The organism is Micromonospora sp. bgisy143 (assembly GCF_057708145.1).
The window spans coordinates 134130-154966 of record NZ_JBYIRN010000008.1; the positions used below are offsets into that span (position 1 = coordinate 134130).

Below are 20837 nucleotides of genomic sequence, written 5' to 3' on the forward strand. Positions count from 1 at the left end.
TCCCCCTTTCGCCCGGCGGCTTGACCCTCGACCCGGTCGAACCGGCACGGTCGGCGGCATGACCTCCTCCGCTCTGGGCCGGGACTTCCGGCTGCTCTGGTCCGCCGCCGTGGCGTCCCGCTTCGGAGACGCGCTGCGAACGCCGGCGCTGGCGCTGCTGGCGGCCACGCTGACCCGCGACCCCCGGGTCATCGCCGCGGTCACCGTGGCCGCGCAGCTGCCACCGCTGCTCTTCGGCCTGCTCGGCGGGGTGTACGCGGACCGCTGGGACCGTCGCCGGACGATGGCCGGCATCGACGGGGTACGCGCCGCGGTGGTGGCGGCGCTGGCCGTGGCGGTGGCCGCGGACCGGGCCGGCATCGGTCTGCTGCTGGTGGCCGCGTTCCTGCTCGCCGCGCTGGGAACGCTCTTCGACTCCGCCTCGTTCGCGCTGCTCCCGGCCCTGGTGCCGCCGGCCGCGTTGCCCCGGGCGAACGGCCGCCTCCAGGCGGGTGCGGCGGTGGCGGGCGGTTTCCTCGGCGCTCCCGCCGCCGGTGTCCTGTTCGCCGCCGCTCCGGCCCTGCCGTTCGCTCTCGACGCCGTCACCTTCGCGGCGGCCGCGCTGCTCGTGCTGGCCCTCGCCCCGCCCGCCGCGGTACCCGTCCGGCCGGCCACCGGGCACGGGTCGGTGTGGGGCGACATCGTCGAGGGGGTGCGGTGGCTGCGCGGGCACCGGACCATGTGGCGGGTCACCCTGCTCGCGGCGGCGAGCAACCTGGCGATCTCCGGCATCATGGCGGTGCTGGTGCTCTACGCGCTGGACGTACTGCGGGTGCCGCCGGCCGGGTACGGGCTGTTCGCCGCGGTGGCGATCCTCGGCGGGGTGGCCGGGGCACTGGGGTCGGACCGGCTCGCCGCCCGGCTCGGCACGGTGCCCGCGCTGGGCGCGGTTCTCGCCGCCGAGACCCTGGCGCTGACCGGGTTCGCGCTGGCTCGGCATCCGGTGCCGGGCGGATTCGCGCTGGCCGCCTTCGCCGCTGGGACGGTGGTGTGGAACAGCCTGTGGGCGTCGTACGGTCAGCGGCAGGTGCCATCGAGGCTGCTCGGTCGGGTCGGTGCGGCCCAGCGGATGATCGGTCTGCTCACCGCCCCGGTCGGCGCGGGGCTCGCCGGGCTGGTCGCCGCCGCGTACGGGACTCCTCCGGTGGTGGGCGCGGCGGCGGGTGTCTTCGCGCTGGTGACGGTGGTGGCGTGGCGGATACTGCGACCGGCCGGAAAATCGGTCCAACCTTTTCCGCCCTCCCGTGCGTCTGTCGGTTGACGCGCACCACGGGCGGCCGGAAGGGGTGCGGATGGGATCGACGGCGGACGACGGCCGCGACGGCTACCTCGCCTTCGTGGAGAGCAACCAGCACCGGCTCCTGCGCGCGGCCTTCCTGATCTGTGGCAACCGGCACCAGGCCGAGGACCTTCTCCAGGACGCCCTGCTGAAACTGGCATTGCGCTGGACCTCGGTCCGTGACGGGGACCCCGCCGCGTACGTGCGGGCCATCCTCTACCGCGACGCGGTGTCCTGGTGGCGTCGTCGCCGCCGGGAGTGGCTCAGCGCCGCGCCGCCGGAGCGGGCCGCACCGGACCGGGACGGCGCGCTGCGGCTGACCCTGCACGACGCCCTGGGCACGCTGCCGCCGCGCCAACGGGCCGTGCTGGTGCTGCGGTACTACGAGGACCTGACCGAGGTCGCCACGGCCGAGGCGCTCGGGGTGACCGTCGGCACCGTGAAGAGCCAGTGCCACCTGGCGCTGCGGCGTCTCCGGGAGGTGGCGCCCAACCTCACCGGCGACGACCGACCGGGCCGGGGCGCCAACGGTGTGGAGGTGAACCAGTGAACGAGCAGGACCTGCGCGACCTGTTCACCGTCAGCGTGCAGGACGTGCTGCCCACCGCACCGGCGACGGCCGGCTGGGACCGGGCGCGGCGGACCCGGCGGACCCGACGGGCCCTCGGCGCGGTCGTCGTGGCCGTGGCGTTGGCCGGCGGTGCGGCCGTCGCCCTGCGACCGTCGCCTGATCCACGCCCGGCCCATCCGGTGGCACCGACCGTCGAGCCCACCCACGCCGGTCCCGTGCAGCACCCGCCCGCCAAGCTGACGTTCCGGTCTGATCCGCTGAGCCGGATCAGCGGCCCGCCGACCGTGACGCTGTCCGCGCGACCGGTCCAGCGGGCGCTGGCGCTGTTCCAGCCGCTGAACGAGGAGGGCCAACCGGACGGCCCGATCCGCATTCTCGGCGACGACGGCGTGGTCCGCAGTCTCGACGTGGTGACGCCGGCACCCACCTGGGACGAGAGCGGCAACGAGGCGACGGCGGTCAAGCCGGGAGTCCTGTCGCCGGACGGCCGGTGGGTGGCGTTCGCGCAGACCAACGAGCTGATCATGGTCGACCTCACCACGGCGGGCGTACGACGCATCCCCCTCGACGGCTATCTGGAGTTGGTGGTGTGGGCGCACGATCGGGTGCTGGTCGGCGGCGACAACCGGACCTACGTGGTGGAGCGGGACACCGAGGCGGCCAGCACCACCGACGTGTCGGCCTGGAACGTGGTCACACCCGATCCGGAGGCCGGTCGAGGGGCGGCCCTGCTCGAGATGGTCGGCGAGCGCGGTGACCTGAAGCTGCGGAGCCGGATCTCCTTCGACAGACCGGTCCGCTCCGAATCGCGGATCACCGTGGACGCGCTGCCGTCGCCCTACCAGGTGAACGAGTTCTACGGCCGGGGTTGGCTGCACGGGGGCCGGCTGGCCAGCGCCGCCTGGATCGTCAACAGCCAGATCAACGGCGCGGAGGGGGTGGCCGTGCTGGACTCCCGCACCGGCTCGGTGACCCATCTGCTCGACCTCGGGCGGGACCGCGCCAAGGGCTGCTGCCCGGTGTTGGGCTGGGACAACAAGGGTGCGGTGCTGCTCCGCCTGGAACCGGCCGCCCTGGCCCGCTGGGACCCGGAGACCGGCGAGATCACCGGGATCATCCCCGACCTGCGCGGCGTGCTGGCGCTGGCCGGCTGAGGCGCGGCGCTCGCGCGGTGGCCGGCTGAGGCGCGATGTGCCGGTGCCGGCCGGCTGGGCCTCGTCTGGCCCAGCCGGCCGAGCCCGCGTCTCAGGCGGCGATGCCGCCGGGCTGGTCGCCCTTCACCACGGGCGCCCGGACCAGGTTGCCCCACTCCGTCCACGAGCCGTCGTAGTTGCGCACCTGCGGGTAGCCCAGCAGGTGCCGCAGCACGAACCAGGTGTGGCTGGACCGCTCGCCGATCCGGCAGTACGCGATCACGTCGTCGTCCGGGCTGAGGCCGAGCTGGTCGGCGTAGATCGCCTTCAGCTCGTCGGCGGACTTGAACGTGCCGTCCTCGTTCGCGGCGGACTTCCACGGCTTGTTGACCGCGCCCGGGATGTGCCCGCCCCGCAGCGCGCCCTCCTGCGGGTAGTCCGGCATGTGCAGCATCTCGCCGGTGTACTCACCCGGGGACCGCACGTCGACAAGCGGCCGGCCCACCGCGATGTGGGCCATCACCTGCTCGCGGAACGCGCGCAGCGGCGCGTCGTCGCGCAGCGGCACCGGGTAGTCGGCACGCGGCCGGGACGGCTTGTCGCGGATCAGCTCGCGCCCCTCGGCGACCCACTTCTGCCGGCCGCCGTCGAGCAGCCGCACGTCCGCGTGGCCGAAGAGCGAGAAGACCCAGAGGGCGTACGCGGCCCACCAGTTGAAGTTGTCGCCGTAGAAGACGACGGTGTCGCCCCGGCCGATGCCCTTCGCGGCGCACATCTCGGCGAAGCTCGTCGCGTCGAGGTAGTCCCGGGTGACCTGGTCGTTCAGGTCGAGGTGCCAGTCGACCTTGACGGCGCCGGGGATATGACCGGATTCATAGAGCAGCACGTCCTCGTCGGACTCGACCACGACGAGGCCCTCGTCGCCCAGGTGCTCGGCCAACCATTCGGTGGTGACCAGCCGCTGCGGGTCGGCGTACGACTGGAGGCGGGGATCAGGATCGTTCGGCACAGACATGATCCCCAAGGTACGCCGGATCGCCGTCCGCAACCGCCGTAACGTGACCGGCCCATCACCCGTCCAGGGTTACCGAACGCCCGCCTGGCCCGAGCCACCCGTCGGTAGCTCGGGCCAGGCGGATGCCCTCAGCTGCTCGGCGGCAGGGTGCCGACGAAGAAGCTGAAGTACGCCGCGTCCGACAGGGCGCCGTCCCCGTCGATGCTCCAGACGGTGAGCGAGGTCAGGCCTGCCTTCGTGGGCGTCCAGGTCACCGAGGCGGTGCCGTCGGCCTCGGCGGCCACGGTGCTGGTGACCGCTCCGAAGCGGTAGCGGTAGCTGACGACCTCCGCCTGGCGCGGGGTGAAGGTGAAGACTCCCGGCACGCCCGGCCCTCCACTGGTGGCGCCCTGCCGGTAGACCGTCGCGGAGATCCTCGGCGCCGTGGTCAGCTGGAAGGTCTGTACGGCGGTCGCGGTCACGTCAGCCTCGGTGATGCTGGTCACGGAGAGCGTCCGGCTACCCGCCCGGTTCGCGGTGACGGTCAGCGTGGCGGTGCCGTCGGCCGCCGCCTCGACCGTCTGCTCGGGGTCACCGTCCAGCCCGAACCGGTAGCGGACCACCCCGGCCATCTGCGGCTGCACGGTGAACTGGGTCGGCACCCCGACCTCGGTGAGTCTGCCGGTGATGATCGGCGAGACGTCGCTGGCCCGGAACTCGTACCGCGTCTCGGGTGAGCGGTTTCCGGCCGCATCGAGGCTCCATACCGAGAGGCTGCGTGGGCCGGCCTTCGGGCTGAGCGTGATCGTGGCCGAGCCACCGGGCTGGTCCGCCGACACCGTCTGCGCGAGGGCGCCATCGAGCTGATAGCGGAAGCCGACGACGTCCGGCGTCTCCGCGGCGTCGAAGGTGAACTGGCCGGGCAGCGCCGGATACCAGCCCTCGGCGGGGAAGTCGGTGGAGGTGACGGTCGGTGCGACCGCCGGACCCTGGAAATCGGTCCGGAAGTAGCAGAGGCCGCTCCACTCGCCGGCGGCCTCGCTGTCCGCGGCCCGCACCTGCCAGGCGTACACGCGGTCGTGGCTCAGGGTTTCGCGTTCGAAGACGACGCTCTCCCGGTCGCCGTCCCGGCCGTACGCCCCGAACCGCTCGGTGCGGGCCGCCGGCTCGTCAACCGGCCAGAGTGCGAAGGTCGTGGTCAACGGATTGGTGCCGCCGGTCCCGTTGATATCCCCGTCGTGCAGGACTGCGGAGAGCACCAGATCGTTCTGCTGCCACCACTGGTACGGCTCGGCCGCCGTGCAGGGCTCACCGGATGTCTGCAGCTCGGTCGGCACACCCGGCGGTTGGTTGTCGCCGCTCGCCTCGGCCGGTGCGGCGGCGAGGGTCAGCGTTCCGGTGGCGGCCGCCACCGAGAGTCCCATGGCCAGCAGGGTCCGGGCAGGTCTCGTGGATGTCGTGGTGTCAGGTTTGGGAGTCATCTGCCAGCCTTCCCCGATGGTCCCGCCCCTGGCGATCGGGGCGGCAGCGGATGCTATCGAGGAGATCGGACATCGGGCGACCCCGATTCACGCAGCCGACTCCACAATGGATGGCTTGCCCGGCTCAGGCGCGGCGGTGGGCGATCCGACCGGCGACCACGGTCAGCAGACAGGCCTCGGCGGCGTACACCGTGAGGTCGGCTCGACCGCCCGGGTGCAGCGTCGGCGGTCTGGCCGTGGCGAGCACCAGCAGGTCACTCCGGTCGACGGTTGCCCGTAGCGTCGGGTCGGCCAGATGTTCGGCGAGCACCGCCGTGACACCGCGTCGCAGCAGCGCGTGCACCCGCTCACGCGGGGTGGGCGCTGCCGGCAGGGGACCGTCGTGCAGCAGGCCCGGCCCCAGCGTCCCGGGCCAGCGACGGACCCGCACCTCCGGGTGCGCCTCGGCCAGGTCGACGAGCGGGCCGACCGCCTCAACGCGGTCACCGCTAACCAGCACGGCCTGCCCCGGCACCGGCTCGCCGTCCCGCTCACGGCGCAGCAGCGGCGCGGCGTGCAACGTGCGCACGGTCAGTCGACGATCGGCCCGAGCAGCGGACGCTTCGCGGTCACCGTGTCGCCGGAGGACCGGCCGGTGAGGCGACGCTTGATCCACGGGGCCAGGTACTGCCCGGCCCAGCGCAGGTCGGCCGCGCGGGCGGCGAGCCACGGCGACGGCGCCGGGTGCGGCGGGACCAGCAGCCACTCCTCGTCGCATCCCACGCCGAGCGCGTTCAGCACCTGCCCGGCGACCCGTCGATGCCCGGCCGGGGAGAGGTGCAGCCGGTCGGTGCTCCAGAGCATCGGGTTGAGGAACGTGTCGTCGGCGTACAGGTCGACCAGGATCGCGCCGTGCCGCTCGGCGGTCTCGCCCACCGCCTGGTTGAGCAGTTGCACCCGGGGCGCGACGAGACGCTGGCCGGGCAGTCGTGCCATCACGTCCGCGAATCGGAAGAGCAGCACGTCCGCGCCACCCGAGCGGAGTTGCCGGACGACATCGTCGAAGCGGGAGACCAGCGTCTGCGGGTCGAAGGTACGACGCAGGACGTCGTTGCCGCCGGCCGCGAAGCTGATCAGGTCGGGCTTCATCGCCACCGCGGAGGGCACCTGCTCGGCGACCACGCTGGGGAAGAGCCGGCCCCGGATGGCCAGGTTCGCGTACCGGAAATCGGGGCCCGCCTCGGCGGCGAGTCGGGTCGCTACCAGGTCCGCCCACCCCCGGTAGGTGCCGTCCGGGTACGCGTCGTCCATACCTTCGGTGAAGCTGTCCCCGACCGCGACAAAACTGCGCCAGCGCACCCCGCGCCTCCTCACGCCACCCGTTGCCTGCGGCGACCAGTCTGTCACCGGACCCGCGTCGGCCGGTGCCCCGATCGGCCGACGTGGCGGAGGTCATGCGCGCACCTTGATCGACACCAGTTCACCGATATCGCGGTGTCGGAGTCGGGTTGACACCGCAACTTCGGCGAACTCGTGTCGATCATCCGTGCCGCGCCCGGGACGGTGTCGCCAATCCGCCGGATGTCGGGGTGCCCCCGCTCGCCACCAGGGCCCACAATGGAGGGCCGGTCACCGAGCCGGGTAGCGGGGAGGGCCTAGTTGAGTCAGGCAAGCGAGCCGAGCCCCGCTGGGCCGGCACCGGCGACGCCCACACCGTCGCGTACCGCACGGACCCGTCAGATCCGACTTGTGGGGCTCGTCGTCGCGCTGGCCGTGCTGGCCGCCGCCCTGGTCCCGATCGTCCTCGCCATGGGCCCGCCGACTCGGGACGAGTTGCTGGAGGACGCCGGGCTCAAGGGCAAGCAGCAGCTCGTGATCGGGGTGAAGGACGACCAGCCGGGCATCTCGCAGCGCCTGCCGAACAACGTCTGGAAGGGCTTCGACGTCGACATCGCGTACATGATCGCGAGCTACCTCGGGTTCGACCACTCCCAGGTGCGATTCGTGCCGATCGAGAGTGAGGACCGGGCCCGTCGACAGGCCCAGGACGGCGAGGGGTTCGTCATCGTCGACCTGGTCATCGCCTCGTACAGCATCAACGACAAGCGCCGGGAGGAGGGCGCGGTCTTCTCGGCCGCGTACCTGCACACCGAGCAGTCGGTGGTGACGTTGAAGGACTTCAAGGGTCCGGTGAGCAGCCTGGAGGACCTGCGCGGGCTGACGGTCTGCTCGCTGACCACCTCGACGTCCATCCAGCGTCTCGGCGAGGCCGGCGCCACCCCGGTGGGCCGGAACCGGATCAGCGAGTGCATCCAGGAGTTGTACGACGGCAAGGTACAGGCCGTCACCACCGACGCGGCGATCCTCGCCGGCTTCGTCACCGGCGACCAGCCGGGCGACGACGGCCAGCGATTCCCGCAGACCCTCAAGAACGTCAAACCGCTGCGGCACTGGGACATCGGCTCGTCACCCCAGGAGCGGTGGGGCGTCAACACCGGACCCAACAAGGCCCTGCTCGACCTGGTCGACCTCGCTCTCTACGAGTCGGCCAAGGACGAGAAGAACTCGGCCTGGGAGAACGCGTTCAACGCCAACCTCCGATGGCAGCAGGGGTACAACCTCCCGCAGCCGGTCGCGGAACAGCAGCAACCCGATCCGAGGAAGGTGGAGGTGCGACAGTGGCCGTGGGAGAGGATCGCACTGCCGCCCCCGGCGTACCCCGGATCGTCACCGGTTCGTACGGGACCGGCCGCCCGCGCCGGATGGCGGGGGCGCGGCAGGCGCAACAGTGGCTGCTGACCCTCCTCCCCGCCTTCCCCGTCCTCCTGCTGGTGCTGCGGCTCTGGCAGCTCAGCCAGCAGGACATGTCCACGATGCTGCTGCTGGTCCAGTACGTCAGCCCGCTCGGCCTGCTCAGCGCCCTGCTGATCGCCCTGGTGTGGGCGTTCCCCGTCGTCGTGCTCACCTTCGGCGTCCTCGGTCGACTGCTCCGGCTCAGCGCTCCTGACCGGTTCGACCCGGAACGTTCACTGCTGGCCTCCGGTACGGCGCGTACCCCGGGATGGGTGATCAGCGCGGCGGTCGCGCTGGGGGCGCTCACCTGGCAGCTCCGCTTCCTGCCGTCGCTGCTGATGCTCGGCCTCTGGCTGCTGGCACTGCGTACCCGCTACCTGCACCCGGACCAGCCGACCCGCATCCTGATCGTCAGCGTGGCCCTGCCGCTGGCGGCGGCGGTCCTGTCGTACAGCGTGCTCGGCCCGGCGATCTGGACGGCGTGTCGGCAGGGCGAGCTGGCCACCGCCGCCCTGCTGGCGGTGCCTCCCGTCGCCACCCTGCTGCTCACCGGCCCGATTCCCGGCTGGATCGCCCCGACGCTGACCCACGGCCTGGCGTTCACGGTCGCCGCCGTGCTGCCCGTGGTGATGGGCGCGGTGTTCCTCCGGGTTCCACTGCTGCCCACCGCCGCGATCGAGGTGCTGCCGAAGGAATCGGCCGCGACGTCCCCGGAAGTCCCGGCGTCGACAGCCCCGGGCGGCCCGGCCTCGCGGCCGTTGGACAGCGCGACCTCCGCGGCCCCGGGTGCCCCCGGAAACGGCGGCACGGCCACCCCGGACGGCCCCCCGTCCGCCGCCGGCGGCCGGCAGGTGGTGCTCGGTGCGCTCATCACGGTCACCGACACGTCGACGATCGTGCTGGACCGGACCGCCACCGTGCGGTTCCTGCCCAACGGCTGGGTCGAGTCGCAGGTCCTCTGCCCGCAGGCGGCGGCGGTGCCGTACAGCCTGGTGTCGGTGGGCGGTTGGCCGGTCGAGGAGACCGCGCTGGACTGGATGATGCCGCGGCGGCCGGTGGCCGATCCGGACGTCCGCTGCGAGGGCCGGCTCCCCGGCACCTCCTGACCCGGCCCGAATTGGCTCGCCGCGCCCGGATCGCGGTCTTAGGCTGCGCGAATGCTGCTACGCATGTCGACCCTGTTGCTGCGGACCCTGCGCGAGGACCCGGCCGACGCGGAGGTGCCGAGCCACCGGCTGCTGCTGCGCGCCGGTTACATCCGTCGCGCCGCGCCGGGCGGCTACACGTGGCTGCCGCTGGGCAAGCTGGTGCTGGACCGGATCACCGAGGTGGTACGCGCCGAACTGAACGCGATCGGCGACCAGGAGGTGCACTTCCCGGCGCTGCTGCCCGCCGAGCCGTACCGCACCAGCGGGCGATGGACGGAGTACGGCGACGACATCTTCACCCTCGCCGACCGGCGCGGCGCCGAGCACCTGTTGGCGCCCACCCACGAGGAGATGGCGGCGCTGCTGGTCAAGGACCTGTTCACGTCGTACCGGGATTTCCCGGTGACGCTCTACCAGGTGCAGACCAAGTTCCGCGACGAGGCACGACCCCGGGCGGGTCTGCTGCGCGGTCGGGAGTTCCTGATGAAGGACGCGTACTCCTTCGACCTGGACGAGGCGGGCCTGCGGGACGCGTACGCCCGGCACCGGGCGGCGTACCAGCGGATCTTCGAGCGGCTGGGCCTGGACCACACGGTGGTGCACGCCATGTCCGGCGCGATGGGCGGGTCGGCGTCCGAGGAGTTCCTGGCCGCGACGCCGGTCGGCGAGGACACCTTCGTCGGTTGCACGGCCTGCGACTACGCGGCCAACACCGAGGCCGTCGTCACTCGGGCGCCCGCCGCCGGCGGCCCCGCCACCCGGCCCGCGGCGCAGGTGCACGACACCCCGGAGACCGCGACCATCGCCAGCCTCGTCGAGCTGGCGAACAACCGGCGGCTCGGTGACCGCGACGACTGGACCGCCGCCGACACCCTGAAGAACGTCGTCCTGACGGTCCGCCAGCCCGGCGCCGACCGCGCCGAACCTCTGGTGGTCGGGTTGCCCGGTGACCGGGAGGTCGATCTGAAGCGGCTCGCCGCCGCGCTGGAGCCGGCGCAGGTGGCGGTCTTCGACGAGTGGGCCGAGCATCCCGAGCTGGTACGCGGCTACATCGGCCCGCAGGTGCTCGCCAAGCTGGGCATCCGCTACCTGGTCGATCCCCGGGTGGTGACCGGCTCGGCTTGGCTGACCGGGGCGAACGAGCCGGGTCGGCACGCCACCGATGTGGTCTGCGGGCGGGACTTCATCCCCGACGGCACGATCGAGGCGGCCGAGGTGCGCGCCGGAGACCCCTGCCCCGACTGCGCCGACGGTGAGCTGACCATCCGGCGCGGGATCGAGATCGGGCACATCTTCCAGCTCGGTCGCCGGTACACCGACGCGTTCGCCGTCGACGTGCTCGGGGCGACCGGCAAGCCGGTCCGGCCCACCATGGGCTGCTACGGCATCGGGATCTCCCGGGCGGTCGCGGCCGTCGCCGAACAGCACCACGACGAGCGGGGACTCCGCTGGCCGGCGGCGGTCGCACCCTGTGACGTACACCTGGTGGTGGCGGGCAAGGGCCCGCAGCTCGACGCGGCGCTCGACCTCGGCGGACGGTTGGCCGCCGCCGGCCTGCGCGTGCTGGTCGACGACCGGACCCATGTCTCGGCCGGGGTGAAGTTCACCGACGCCGAGCTGATCGGCATCCCACGCGCCGTCGTGGTCGGCCGCCGCCTGGCCGACGGGTACGTCGAGCTGCGCGAGCGGGCCGGTGACCGGCGGGTGGAACTGCCGGTGGACGCCGTGCTGGCACAGATCGTCGACGAGGTGAGCCGGGAGCGTGCGAACCTGGTGTAGCCGCCGCGTCACGGGGTAGTGCAGTCGGATCGGGTGATACGTCTTCGGAGGGACTCATGACCGGTTACCGGGTCAGCGACGTGATGACCAAGCAGGTCGTGTACCTGTCGGCGGAGACCACCCTGGACGAGGCGGCCAGGGTGATGAAGGAGGCGGACATCGGCGACGTGGTCGTCACCGACGGCGCCACCCTCGCCGGCATGCTCACCGACCGGGACATCGTGGTCCGGGCGGTCGCCGAGAACGTGTCGCCGGCGTCCACCACCATCGGCTCGATCGTCACCCGCGAGGTGGTCATGATCGAGCAGCACTGCTCGGCGGGTGAGGCCGCGGCGCTCATGCGGGACCGGGGCATCCGGCGGGTGCTGGTCTGCGACAGCGACCGCAAGCTGGTGGGCATCGTCTCCCTGGGTGACCTGGCCATGCAGCTCGACCCGACCAGCGCGTTGAGTGAGATCAGCGAACAGTCGCCGACCACGTGAGCCGTCGGCGCCGGCGGTAGCCTCGACTCATGGCTGACATGCCGGCCCGACTGGCCGAGATCGTCGACGAGTTCGCCGCCGCGCCGCGCGACCTGGTGCTGGAGATGCTGTTGGAGTACGCCGACGTCATTCCCGTACTGGCGGACGACGACACCGCGCGCGAGGGCATGGAGCAGGTGCCCGAGTGCCAGACCGCGTTCTTCCTGCGCGCCACCGTGACGCCGGACGGGGTGGTCGAGACGCTGTTCGACTGCCCACCGGAGGCGCCCACCACCCGGGCGTTCGCCGGGATCCTCGCCGAAGGGCTGGCCGGCGCGAGCGCCGAGGAGGTGCTGGCGGTTCCGGACGATCTCTACCAGCGGATGGGGCTGGCCCAGGCGATCAGCCCACTGCGGGTACGCGGAGGCACCGCCATCCTGGGCCGACTCAAGCGGCAGGTCCGGGAACAACTCGACTGACCGGGCAGTTGCCACCGATCATGGAGATCGAGATCTACGCGGACGTCGTCTGCCCGTGGTGCTACCTGGGCAAGCGTCGCCTGGACGAGGCAATCGCCCGCTACGACGGCGAGGTGACCGTCCGCTACCGGCCGTTCCAGCTCGACCCGTCCCCGGTGCCCGAGCCGGTCCCGGTGGTCGACGCGCTGGCCGACAAGTTCGGCGGCCCCGAACGGGCGCGGCAGATGGTCGCGCGGGTGGTCCAGATCGCGGCGGGCGACGGACTCCGACTGGACTACGACCACGCGGTGGCCGCGAACACCTTCGACGCGCACCGGCTGGTCGGCTACGCCGCCGACCGCGACCGGGCGGCCGAACTGGTGGAAGCCCTGTACCAGGCGCATTTCACGCAGGGTCTCGACGTCGGCTCCCGGGACGTGCTGGCGACTATCGCCGGCTCGGTCGGCCTGGACGCCGCCGACGCCCGCCGCTTCCTCGACTCCGACGAGCGGACCGCCGAACTCGCCGCCGACCTGGCTGCCGCCCATGACCTGGGCATCACCAGCGTGCCGATGTTCGTGCTGGCCGGGAAGTACGCGGTCAGCGGCGCGCAGGAGACGGACACGCTGCTCGCCGCGCTGGCCGAGGTCGAGCAGCGGGAGTCCGCCGCCCGTCAGGCGTGATGTTTCACGTGCAACGGTATCGACGGAGATAACTGGTCAGGCTGGCCTGGCCAGGCCCTCCACCACCTGCGCGCCGGGGAGCGCGCCCAGCGCCGGCCCGGGCAGTGCGATCTTGCTGTGCCGTACGCCGGAACCGATGATCACATGTGGGGTGGCGATCACCCGTGCGTCCACCAGGATCGGCCACTGCGCCGGCAGTCCGATCGGGGTGATCCCGCCGTACTCCATGCCGGTCAACTCGACCGCGTCGGCCATCGGGGCGAAGCTCGCCTTGCGGACGTCCAGCGCCCGGCGGGCCACCCCGTTCACGTCCGCGCGGGTGGTCGCCAGCACGATGCAGGCCGCGTAGCGGACCACACCCTCGCGCTTGCCGGCAACCACGACACAGTTCGCCGACACGTCCAGCCCCACCTCGTACACGGCGCAGAACTCCGCCGTGTCGGCGAGGTCGGCGTCGATCGGCGCGACCAGCACGTCGTCGACGTCCACCGGCGCCTCGGCGGGCCACTGGGCGATGGCCTCCGCGACCGGTGGGGCCAGCAGGTCGAGGCGGGCACGGGCCGGTTCGGTCTTCAGCGTTCCCATCACGGGTGCGATCCTCGCACCCGTGCCGCCGGATCGCCCGCCGACTCCTGCGGCGTCCCGTGACACCACGTCCACGTCCCGGCTCAACTGCCCGCGAGGAACGCGTTGTCGCGCATGAACGAGCGGTCGCGGGCGGCCGCCAGTTCCTCTTCGCGGCGGGCCCGGGCCCGCTGGAGCTCCAGGTCCTCCAGCGCGTGCCGGACGCCCAACCGGATCACGCCGTAGAGGAACACGAAACCGAAGACGTAGAGGATCACCGTGGTGACGACAACGAACATGGCGTCACCGTAAGACGAACGTGAACCGGCACTTCTCTCATCTCCACCCGGTTCCCCCGTACGTGTCCGGCACTCACCTCGACCGGAGCAGGTCCAACACGGTGAGCAGCGCGAAGAACGCGATCACGATCTCGTTGACGATCCAGGCGTGCCCCTCGGCCCACCTCCGCATCCGGGCGAGCACCCGCGCGGCCTTCGACCCGAGCAGCACCAGCGCCAGCAGCGGCACGGCGAGCAGCAGCACGGTGAGCAGCACGAACGGCACGAGGTGCCACCACGGCAGGTCGTGCCGGGCCACGGTCGCGCCCACCGTCGCCATGGTGATGTCGTCGGTGGGCGTCGCCACGAAGAGCAGCGCGCCGGTACGCGCCGCCCAGCGCGGATCGGCGTGACCGACGCTGCCCAGCCAGCGGGGTGGCCCGGAGCGGTCGCGGCGCACCCAGATCACCACGGCCAGGATCACCAGCAGCGCGAGCACCACCAGGTCGATGGCCGGACCGCTGTCGACCTTGCGGGCGGCCGTACTGGCGTCGGTCGCCAGGCCGCCCAGCACCCGGGTCAGCAACCAGCTCAGCGTCGTTCCGGCGACCACCACCAGTCCGGCGCCGGCGAGGAAGCCGGACGACGCGGCCCGGGGCCGGTCGGACGAGGCGAGGAAGATCGCCACGACCAGTTGGGTCCCGGCGACCATCACCACGGCCAGCGGCAGGACGGTCAGGAAGCTCATCGCTCGCCAGCCTGACGGCCGAACGGCAGTGACGCGCCGGATCGTCGACGGATCACCCGCCCGGCCGGGTGCTCCCCGGCACCACCACCCGGCCGGCCAGCAACGCGCCGAACAGCGCCAGACCGGCCGCCACCACAAGCGTCACCAGGTAGCTCGACGGGCCGGGCGCGCTGCCCGCCGCCAGCACCGCACCGGTGAGCGCCAGCACGGTCGCCGCGAAGAGGGAGTCGCCCAGTTGCAGCGACGAACTGTTGCGGCCCTGCTCACCGGGGGCAGACAGCTCCAACGTGAGCACCGACAACGACGGGTAGAGCAGCCCCATGCCGAGCCCGGCGACCGCCCAGCCGAACACGGCGACGGTCACCGGCACCTCGGGTCGGACGGCCAACGCCACCGTCGCCGTACCGGCGGTGATCGCGCACAGGCCGACGCGCGGCAGGGTGGCCCGGGAGGCCGGTACCGGAATCCGGCCCTGGATTGCGGAGCCCACCGACCAGGCCAACGCACCCACGGTGAGGACCAGCCCGGCGGCGGTCGGCGACAGTCCCCGCTCCCGGGAGAGCATCAGCGGGATGACCACCTCGGCGCCGACGAACGCCGCCGACGCCAGACCCCGCAGTCCGACGACGGTGGGCAGTCCCCGGCCCGCCCGCAGGAACCCGGGTGGCAGCAGGCGCGGCGCGCAGACCACCAGACCGGCCAGGGCGAGCGCGATCACCGTCACGGCGGCCACGCCACGCTGCTGCCCCCCGACGTGCAACAGTGCGGCGCTCGCGCCCGCCCCACAGGCCCAACCGATGCGGGCGACCGCGCCGTTCGGCGGCCGGCTCGGCACGGTCGCGTCGAGCGACCGCAGGCCCGGCTGGATCAGCAACACCGCCGGGACGGCCACCGCCGGCACCAGGAGAAAGACCCACCGCCAGCCCAGGTGCTCGACGATCAGCCCGGCCAGCGCCGGTCCGACCAGCGAGGGTACGACCCAGGCCGCCGCGAACGCGGCGAAGATCCGTCGGTGCAACTCCTCTGGGTACGCCTGCCCGACGATGACGTAGAGCGCCACCGAGAGCAGCCCGGAGCCGAAGCCCTGCACCACCCGGCCGACCACCAGCGCCGTCATCGCCTGCGCCGTGCCGGCGACCAGCAGCCCCACCACGAACCAGGCGACGCCGTGCCACATCGGCCCGCTCGGCCCCCGCGCGTCGCACCAGATCCCGGAGACGACCATGGCCAGCACACCGGCGGCGAACGGGCCACCGAACGCGATCCCGTACAACGCCAGACCGTCCAGACTGCGTGCGACGGTCGGCATGGCCGTACCCACCGCCAACGCCTCGAAGGCGAGCAGCGACACCAGCGCCACGCTGCCCACCGTCATCGCCCGCAGCCGGGACGCGAACAGCCCTGCGGGCGTCGGGGCGAGGGTGGCGGTTCGGCTCGACATGCACCGAGCCTGCGACCTCAACCTGGATTCAGGTCAACCGGGAGGTGACCCGGCTCTCGTCAGGCGTCCTGGAGCGCCTCCCCGACGCCGCGCACCAGTCCCGAGAAGTGCTGGTCCGCCAGGAGATGCCCGGCGGTGATCACCAGGGCGAGCGGCCACTCGATCACCTGCAACGCGGCCAGGACCCCGAGCCCGGCGTAGTAGGCGACCTTGTCCGGCGGCGGTACGGCCACCTCACCCAGCATGGGCAGCTCGACCCGCCGGCTGTACATCTGGACGTTCTCGCGTGAACCGTTGAGGTGTCGCGTCAGCGTGCTCATTCCGGCCTCCCCGTGTCCGGTGCTGGTCGTCGGATTCCACCCCCCACCCCGTCCATGCGCCTCCGGCCGCCCAAAGTTCCGGTGCTCCAAGGGGCATAACGGACGTCAGGTCGGGAAGCCAGGCCGCCGGACACCAGGGCGGCGGGAGGACGAGATGACCGACGGCACGAGAAGCGGCAACGGGGAGTCGGGTCGGCGTCCGTCCGGCCGTACGCCTCGATGACGGCGGCGGGTCGCGCCGCCGGCCGCCTCCTGCCGTCCATCGGCGTACCGCACCTGGTCGGTGAGGCGTTCCGGACCGTCGGGTCGGCCGCGACCCGGTTGGCCCGGACGGCGGGCCTGAGCCGACGCCGGGTCTGGTCACGCCCCGGCCGCCACCACATCGAGGTACACGGCGTCTGCCAGGACGGTGGCGACCGGCTGGCCCGGCAGGTCGAGGCGGCGTTGGAACGACTGCCCGGAGTCGCCTGGGCCCGGGTGAACGCGCCGTCGGGTCGGGTCGTGGTGGCCGTGCAGGCCCCCGAGCCGAGGCTGCGCGACCTCATCGCCGCGATCGGACGGGTCGAGCGGACCTGTGACCACGAACCGGACCCGGAGATCCCACCCCCGCACCCGCCCGAGGAGGGACCGCGTACGCCCCGCACCCTCGGCGCGCTCGCCTCGGACGCGCTGGGCCTGACCATCTCGGCGGCCACCCGCATCCTGCCGTTCACGCCGTTGCCGGGCGAGGTCGCCGGCCTGCTGGCCGCCGCGGACCTGCAACCGAAGCTGCACGCCTTCGTCGGCAGACGGCTGCGCTCCGACCCCCGCGCCGACGTCATCTTCCCGCTGGCTGAGGCGGTCGTGCAGGGTCTGACCGGTAGGTGGACCGGGATAGTCCTCGACGGCGCCCAACGGATGGTGCAGTGGGGCGAGGCGCGAGCCCAGCTCACCGCCTGGGAGAAGGCCGAGCCGCGGCTGACCGGTGACCCGGAACGCGCCACCGCCCGCTGGCCGGCGGTCGAACGCCCCTGCCCGAAGCCCGACGGCCCGGTCGAGCGCTACATCAACCGGGCGTTGGCCGCGGGCGCGGCGGCGGCAGCGGCGGCGACGCCGTTCGCCGGACCCAAGCGGGCCGCCGCGCTGGGGCTGTCCGCGCTGCCCAAGGCCCCGGGCAGCGGCCGGGAGGGGTACGCGGCGCAGCTCGGCCGGGTCCTCGCCCGGCGCGGGGTGATCGCCATGGACCGCAGTGTGCTGCGCGAGCTGGACCGGATCGACACGCTGGTGCTGGACGCGGAAGTGCTCGGCTCGGAGCGGGGCGTACTCGCCGATCTGGCCCCGGCGGCCGACACCGACGTCGACGAGGTGGCGGAGCGGGCGTTCGAGCTGTTCGACCCCGCCGACCCGACCGCCGCACGGGAGTCCGACGGTTGGCGACTCGCACCCCTCGACCAGTTGCCCGACGGCGCCTCGCCCGGCGACGTACCCGACGGCGAACGGCTGCGTACGGCGGGCGGGCAGCTGCTCGGGCTGACCAACGGGGGACGGCTGGCGGCGCTGCTGCGGGTCGAACCGGAGCCCGCACCCGGAGTCGACGGTCTACCCGCCGCCGCGCGGCACGCCGGACTGAGGCTGGTCGTGGCCGGAGGCGACGAGCACCGGTACGACTTCGCCGACGCGCTGCTGCCCGGCGGGAACCAGCTGGCCGACTCGGTACGCACGCTCCAGCGCGAGGGCGCGGTGGTGATGCTGGTCTCCGGCGACCGGGCAGCGCTCGGCGCGTCCGACTGCGGCCTGGGGATGTCGGCTCCCGAGGAGCTGCCGCCGTGGGGTGCGCACCTGCTGGTCGGCACCGACCTGCGGGTGGTGGCCCTGATGATCGAGGCGACCGGTGCGGCCCGGCGGATGACCCAGCAGAACATTCGGCTCGCCATGGCGGGCAGCGGGCTCGGTGCGCTGGGCGCGTTCACCGCGCCGCCGACCCAGCTCCCACACCGGGCGCTCGTGGCGGTCAACGGCGCGGCCGGACTGGCGTTCGCGAACGGGGTCTGGCGGGCCCACCGGCTACCCGACCGGTCGGACACGCCGGCACCGGTGGCGACGGCCTGGCACCTGATGCCGGTACGGACCGTGCTGGACCGCCTGAACACCACACCGGACGGGTTGACCAGCGCGGAGGCGGAACGCCGGCACGACGGCCACGGAACGGGCGGCGGCACGCCGACCGGTGGCGGACTGCTGCGGGCGTTCCTGGACGAGCTGTCCAACCCGCTCACCCCCGTACTGGCGGCCGGGGCGGTGTTGTCCGCGTCGTTCGGTTCGCTCGTCGACGCCGCGCTGGTCGGCAGCGTCGTCGGCGGGTCGGCACTGGTCGGGGCGGTACACGAACGCAACACCGAACGTTCGCTGGCGGAGCTGCTGTCGCGTTCGGCGGTGACCGCCCGGGTCCGCCGGGACGGCACGGAGCAGGTCGTCGCCGCCGAGGACCTGGTGCTCGGCGACGTCATCGCTCTCGAACCGGGCGACGCTGTGCCGGCCGACTGCCGGGTGCTCGAATCGGTGGGCTTGGAGGCGGACGAGTCGTCGCTGACCGGCGAGTCGCTGCCGGTCGCCAAGAGCAACCGGGCGGTGGTCGCCGCGGCCATCGCCGACCGGCACTCGATGCTGTACGAGGGCACCACCGTCGCCGCCGGCCACGGCACCGCCGTCGTGGTGGCGACCGGTGCCGACACCGAGTCCGGCCGCAGTCTGGCGCTGGTCCGTCAGGCGCCCCCGACCAGCGGGGTGGAGGTGCGACTCGGTTCGTTGACCAGCGCTGCCATCCCGTTGGCCGCCGGCTCGGCGATCGCGGTGGCCGGGGCGGGGCTGCTCCGGGGCGTACCCCTGGCGCAAACGGCCGCGACCGCCGCGAACCTGGCCGTCGCGTCGGTGCCGGAAGGGCTGCCGTTCCTGGTCAGCGCCGCGCAACTGGCGGCGGCCCGGCGCCTGGCCGAGCACGGCGCGTTGGTCCGCAACCCGCGCACCATCGAGGCGCTGGGTCGGGTGGACGTGCTCTGCTTCGACAAGACCGGCACCCTCACCGAGGGCAAGTTGCTGCTCGCGGGGGTCGGCGATGGTGTCGGTGACCGGTACGCGTCGGTGGACCGGCTCGACGACCGTCTGCGGTCGACCCTCGCCACCGCGCTGCGGGCCACCCCGGCGGCGGCCGATCCGGAGGAGTTGGCGTTGCAGACCGACCGGGCGGTCCGGCGGGGCGCCGCCACGGCCCAGGTGGTGGAGCAGACCGGCGCGCCCGGCTGGCGGGCGGTCGGTGGGCTGCCGTTCGAGCCGTCCCGGGGCTACCACGCCAGCGTCGGCGAGACCGAGAATCGCCTGTTGTTGAGCGTCAAGGGCGCCCCCGAGACGGTGTTGCCGCGCTGCGCGAACCGGCGTACCGACGGTCGACGGGAGCCGTTGGACGATGCCGGTCGGGCGGAACTCCAACGCGTGCTGGCGGACCGGGCGGGAGCGGGGCACCGGATCCTCGCCGTCGCCGAGTGCCAGGTGGACGCCGCGCAGATCACCGACGCCGACGTCCGGGGGCTGACCTTCGTGGGGTTCCTGGCACTCGCCGACGGGGTGCGGGAGAGCGCCGCCCCGGCGGTACGCCGCATCCGGCAGGCGGGCGTGCACACCATCATGATCACGGGTGACCACCCGGCCACCGCCGAGGCGATCGCGGCCACCATCAGCGAGCACGACGAGCAGCGGGTGGTCACCGCCACCGAACTCGACCAACTTGACGACGAGGCCCTCGCCGAACGACTCGCCAGCACCGACGTGGTGGCCCGCTGCACTCCGACGCACAAGGTACGGATCATCCAGGCGTTGCAGAAGTGCGGGCGGACCGTGGCGATGACCGGCGACGGCGCCAACGACGCCCCGGCGATCCGACTCGCCGACGTCGGCATCGCCCTCGGCCAACGCGGCACGCCGGCGGCCCGGGCGGCCGCCGACCTGGTGGTCACCGACGACCGGTTGGAGACCATCATCGCCACCCTGGTCGAGGGTCGCGCCATGTGGTCGTCGGTCCGGCACGCGCTGAGCATCCTCGTCGGCGGCAACCTCGGCGAGATCGCGTTCAGCGTGCTCAGCGCCGCGGCGACCGGTCGTTCCGCCCTCACCGGCCGGCAACTGCTGCTGGTCAACCTGCTCACCGACCTGGCGCCGGCGCTGGCCATCGCGGTCCGCCCGCCCGCCTCGGACCGCACCGACGGGCTGCTCCGCGAGGGCCCGGACGCGTCGCTCGGGGAGACCCTGAGCAGGGAGATCGGCCTGCGCGCGGCGTCCACCACGCTGGGCGCGACGGTCGGCTGGACGTTGGCCCGGTACACCGGCAGCCAGCGCCGGGCCGGCACGGTGGCCCTCGTCTCGCTCGTCGGCACCCAACTCGGCCAGACGATCCTGGCCGGAGGCACCAGCCCGGCCGTGCTGGCGTCCACGGCCGCGTCGCTGGGGGCGTTGGCCGTCGTGGTCCAGACGCCGGGGGTCAGTCAATTCTTCGGTTGCACGCCGCTCGGCCCGGTGGGCTGGACCATCAGCGCCGGATCGGCGCTCGGCGCCACCGTCGCCAACGGCGCGCTCACCCGACTGGTGGCGCGTCTCCCGGCGGCCCGACCCGACCTCGCCCAGCCCACCGACGACGACTGACCGCTTGGACGCCACCGTCG

General features: G+C 73.0%; 19 protein-coding genes. 10 read left to right on the forward strand and 9 right to left on the reverse strand.

Annotation, left to right across the window (positions count from 1 at the left end):
• The first annotated feature begins 58 nt into the window (after window positions 1-58).
• The 3 genes from AC3EN4_RS12885 to AC3EN4_RS12895 are packed head-to-tail and all read left to right on the forward strand — an operon-like array spanning window position 59 to window position 3043.
• Complete coding sequence (locus AC3EN4_RS12885) at window positions 59-1300, forward strand: MFS transporter (protein WP_435206139.1); 1242 nt, start codon at window positions 59-61, stop codon at window positions 1298-1300.
• A gap of 31 nt (window positions 1301-1331) precedes the next feature.
• The gene (locus tag AC3EN4_RS12890) at window positions 1332-1868 is read left to right on the forward strand and encodes a SigE family RNA polymerase sigma factor (protein WP_435206141.1); all 537 of its coding nucleotides are present in this window, start codon (window positions 1332-1334) and stop codon (window positions 1866-1868) included.
• Window positions 1865-3043 carry a TolB-like translocation protein gene (locus tag AC3EN4_RS12895; RefSeq protein ID WP_435206142.1) on the forward strand — a complete coding sequence of 393 codons (1179 nt, stop codon included), beginning with the start codon at window positions 1865-1867 and terminating at the stop codon, window positions 3041-3043. Before AC3EN4_RS12890 ends, AC3EN4_RS12895 begins: the two co-directional genes overlap by 4 nt.
• 91 nt (window positions 3044-3134) lie before the next feature.
• On the opposite strand, the gene AC3EN4_RS12900 is transcribed toward AC3EN4_RS12895, so the two are convergent.
• The 4 genes from AC3EN4_RS12900 to AC3EN4_RS12915 form a co-directional block, all read right to left on the reverse strand.
• Complete coding sequence (locus tag AC3EN4_RS12900) at window positions 3135-4037, reverse strand: sulfurtransferase (protein WP_435206143.1); 903 nt, start codon at window positions 4035-4037, stop codon at window positions 3135-3137.
• 128 nt (window positions 4038-4165) lie between these two features.
• Entirely contained in the window at window positions 4166-5440 is a 1275-nt protein-coding gene (locus tag AC3EN4_RS12905; RefSeq protein WP_435206144.1) for a hypothetical protein, read from the reverse strand.
• A gap of 181 nt (window positions 5441-5621) precedes the next feature.
• A complete protein-coding gene (locus tag AC3EN4_RS12910; protein ID WP_435206145.1) occupies window positions 5622-6065 on the reverse strand; it encodes an imidazolonepropionase-like domain-containing protein in 444 nt (147 codons plus the stop codon).
• A 2-nt stretch (window positions 6066-6067) separates the two neighbouring features.
• On the reverse strand, window positions 6068-6835 hold the full coding sequence (locus tag AC3EN4_RS12915) for an SGNH/GDSL hydrolase family protein (protein WP_435206146.1): 768 nt from the start codon (window positions 6833-6835) through the stop codon (window positions 6068-6070).
• A gap of 390 nt (window positions 6836-7225) precedes the next feature.
• Between AC3EN4_RS12915 and AC3EN4_RS12920 the strand changes: the two genes are divergently transcribed.
• From AC3EN4_RS12920 to AC3EN4_RS12945, 6 genes are read left to right on the forward strand one after another with little or no spacing between them, the layout of a single operon-like run.
• Window positions 7226-8275 carry a transporter substrate-binding domain-containing protein gene (locus tag AC3EN4_RS12920; RefSeq protein WP_435206148.1) on the forward strand — a complete coding sequence of 350 codons (1050 nt, stop codon included), beginning with the start codon at window positions 7226-7228 and terminating at the stop codon, window positions 8273-8275.
• Window positions 8161-9375, forward strand: coding sequence for a hypothetical protein (locus tag AC3EN4_RS12925; RefSeq protein ID WP_435206149.1), 1215 nt, complete (start codon window positions 8161-8163; stop codon window positions 9373-9375). Before AC3EN4_RS12920 ends, AC3EN4_RS12925 begins: the two co-directional genes overlap by 115 nt.
• Before the next feature lie 51 nt (window positions 9376-9426).
• On the forward strand, window positions 9427-11196 hold the full coding sequence (locus AC3EN4_RS12930; protein ID WP_435206150.1) for a proline--tRNA ligase: 1770 nt from the start codon (window positions 9427-9429) through the stop codon (window positions 11194-11196).
• A 56-nt stretch (window positions 11197-11252) separates the two neighbouring features.
• Entirely contained in the window at window positions 11253-11678 is a 426-nt protein-coding gene (locus AC3EN4_RS12935) for a CBS domain-containing protein (RefSeq protein WP_435206151.1), read from the forward strand.
• A gap of 29 nt (window positions 11679-11707) precedes the next feature.
• Entirely contained in the window at window positions 11708-12136 is a 429-nt protein-coding gene (locus tag AC3EN4_RS12940) for a SufE family protein (RefSeq protein ID WP_422737574.1), read from the forward strand.
• Window positions 12137-12156: 20 nt separating this feature from the next.
• Window positions 12157-12798 carry a DsbA family oxidoreductase gene (locus AC3EN4_RS12945; RefSeq protein ID WP_435206153.1) on the forward strand — a complete coding sequence of 214 codons (642 nt, stop codon included), beginning with the start codon at window positions 12157-12159 and terminating at the stop codon, window positions 12796-12798.
• Window positions 12799-12834: 36 nt separating this feature from the next.
• On the opposite strand, the gene AC3EN4_RS12950 is transcribed toward AC3EN4_RS12945, so the two are convergent.
• From AC3EN4_RS12950 to AC3EN4_RS12970, 5 genes are all read right to left on the reverse strand, one after another.
• Complete coding sequence (locus tag AC3EN4_RS12950) at window positions 12835-13383, reverse strand: YbaK/EbsC family protein (RefSeq protein WP_435206184.1); 549 nt, start codon at window positions 13381-13383, stop codon at window positions 12835-12837.
• Between the two features lie 83 nt (window positions 13384-13466).
• Window positions 13467-13661 (reverse strand): hypothetical protein, encoded by a 195-nt coding sequence (locus tag AC3EN4_RS12955; protein WP_422737572.1) that lies wholly within the window; start codon window positions 13659-13661, stop codon window positions 13467-13469.
• 73 nt (window positions 13662-13734) lie between these two features.
• Window positions 13735-14388, reverse strand: a complete 654-nt coding sequence (locus AC3EN4_RS12960; protein WP_435206154.1) for a GAP family protein — start codon at window positions 14386-14388, stop codon at window positions 13735-13737.
• A gap of 52 nt (window positions 14389-14440) precedes the next feature.
• Entirely contained in the window at window positions 14441-15829 is a 1389-nt protein-coding gene (locus AC3EN4_RS12965) for an MFS transporter (RefSeq protein WP_435206156.1), read from the reverse strand.
• 59 nt (window positions 15830-15888) lie between these two features.
• Window positions 15889-16149 (reverse strand): hypothetical protein, encoded by a 261-nt coding sequence (locus AC3EN4_RS12970; RefSeq protein WP_422737569.1) that lies wholly within the window; start codon window positions 16147-16149, stop codon window positions 15889-15891.
• A 219-nt stretch (window positions 16150-16368) separates the two neighbouring features.
• Between AC3EN4_RS12970 and AC3EN4_RS12975 the strand changes: the two genes are divergently transcribed.
• Window positions 16369-20817 carry a cation-translocating P-type ATPase gene (locus tag AC3EN4_RS12975; protein WP_435206157.1) on the forward strand — a complete coding sequence of 1483 codons (4449 nt, stop codon included), beginning with the start codon at window positions 16369-16371 and terminating at the stop codon, window positions 20815-20817.
• Window positions 20818-20837 lie beyond the last annotated feature (20 nt).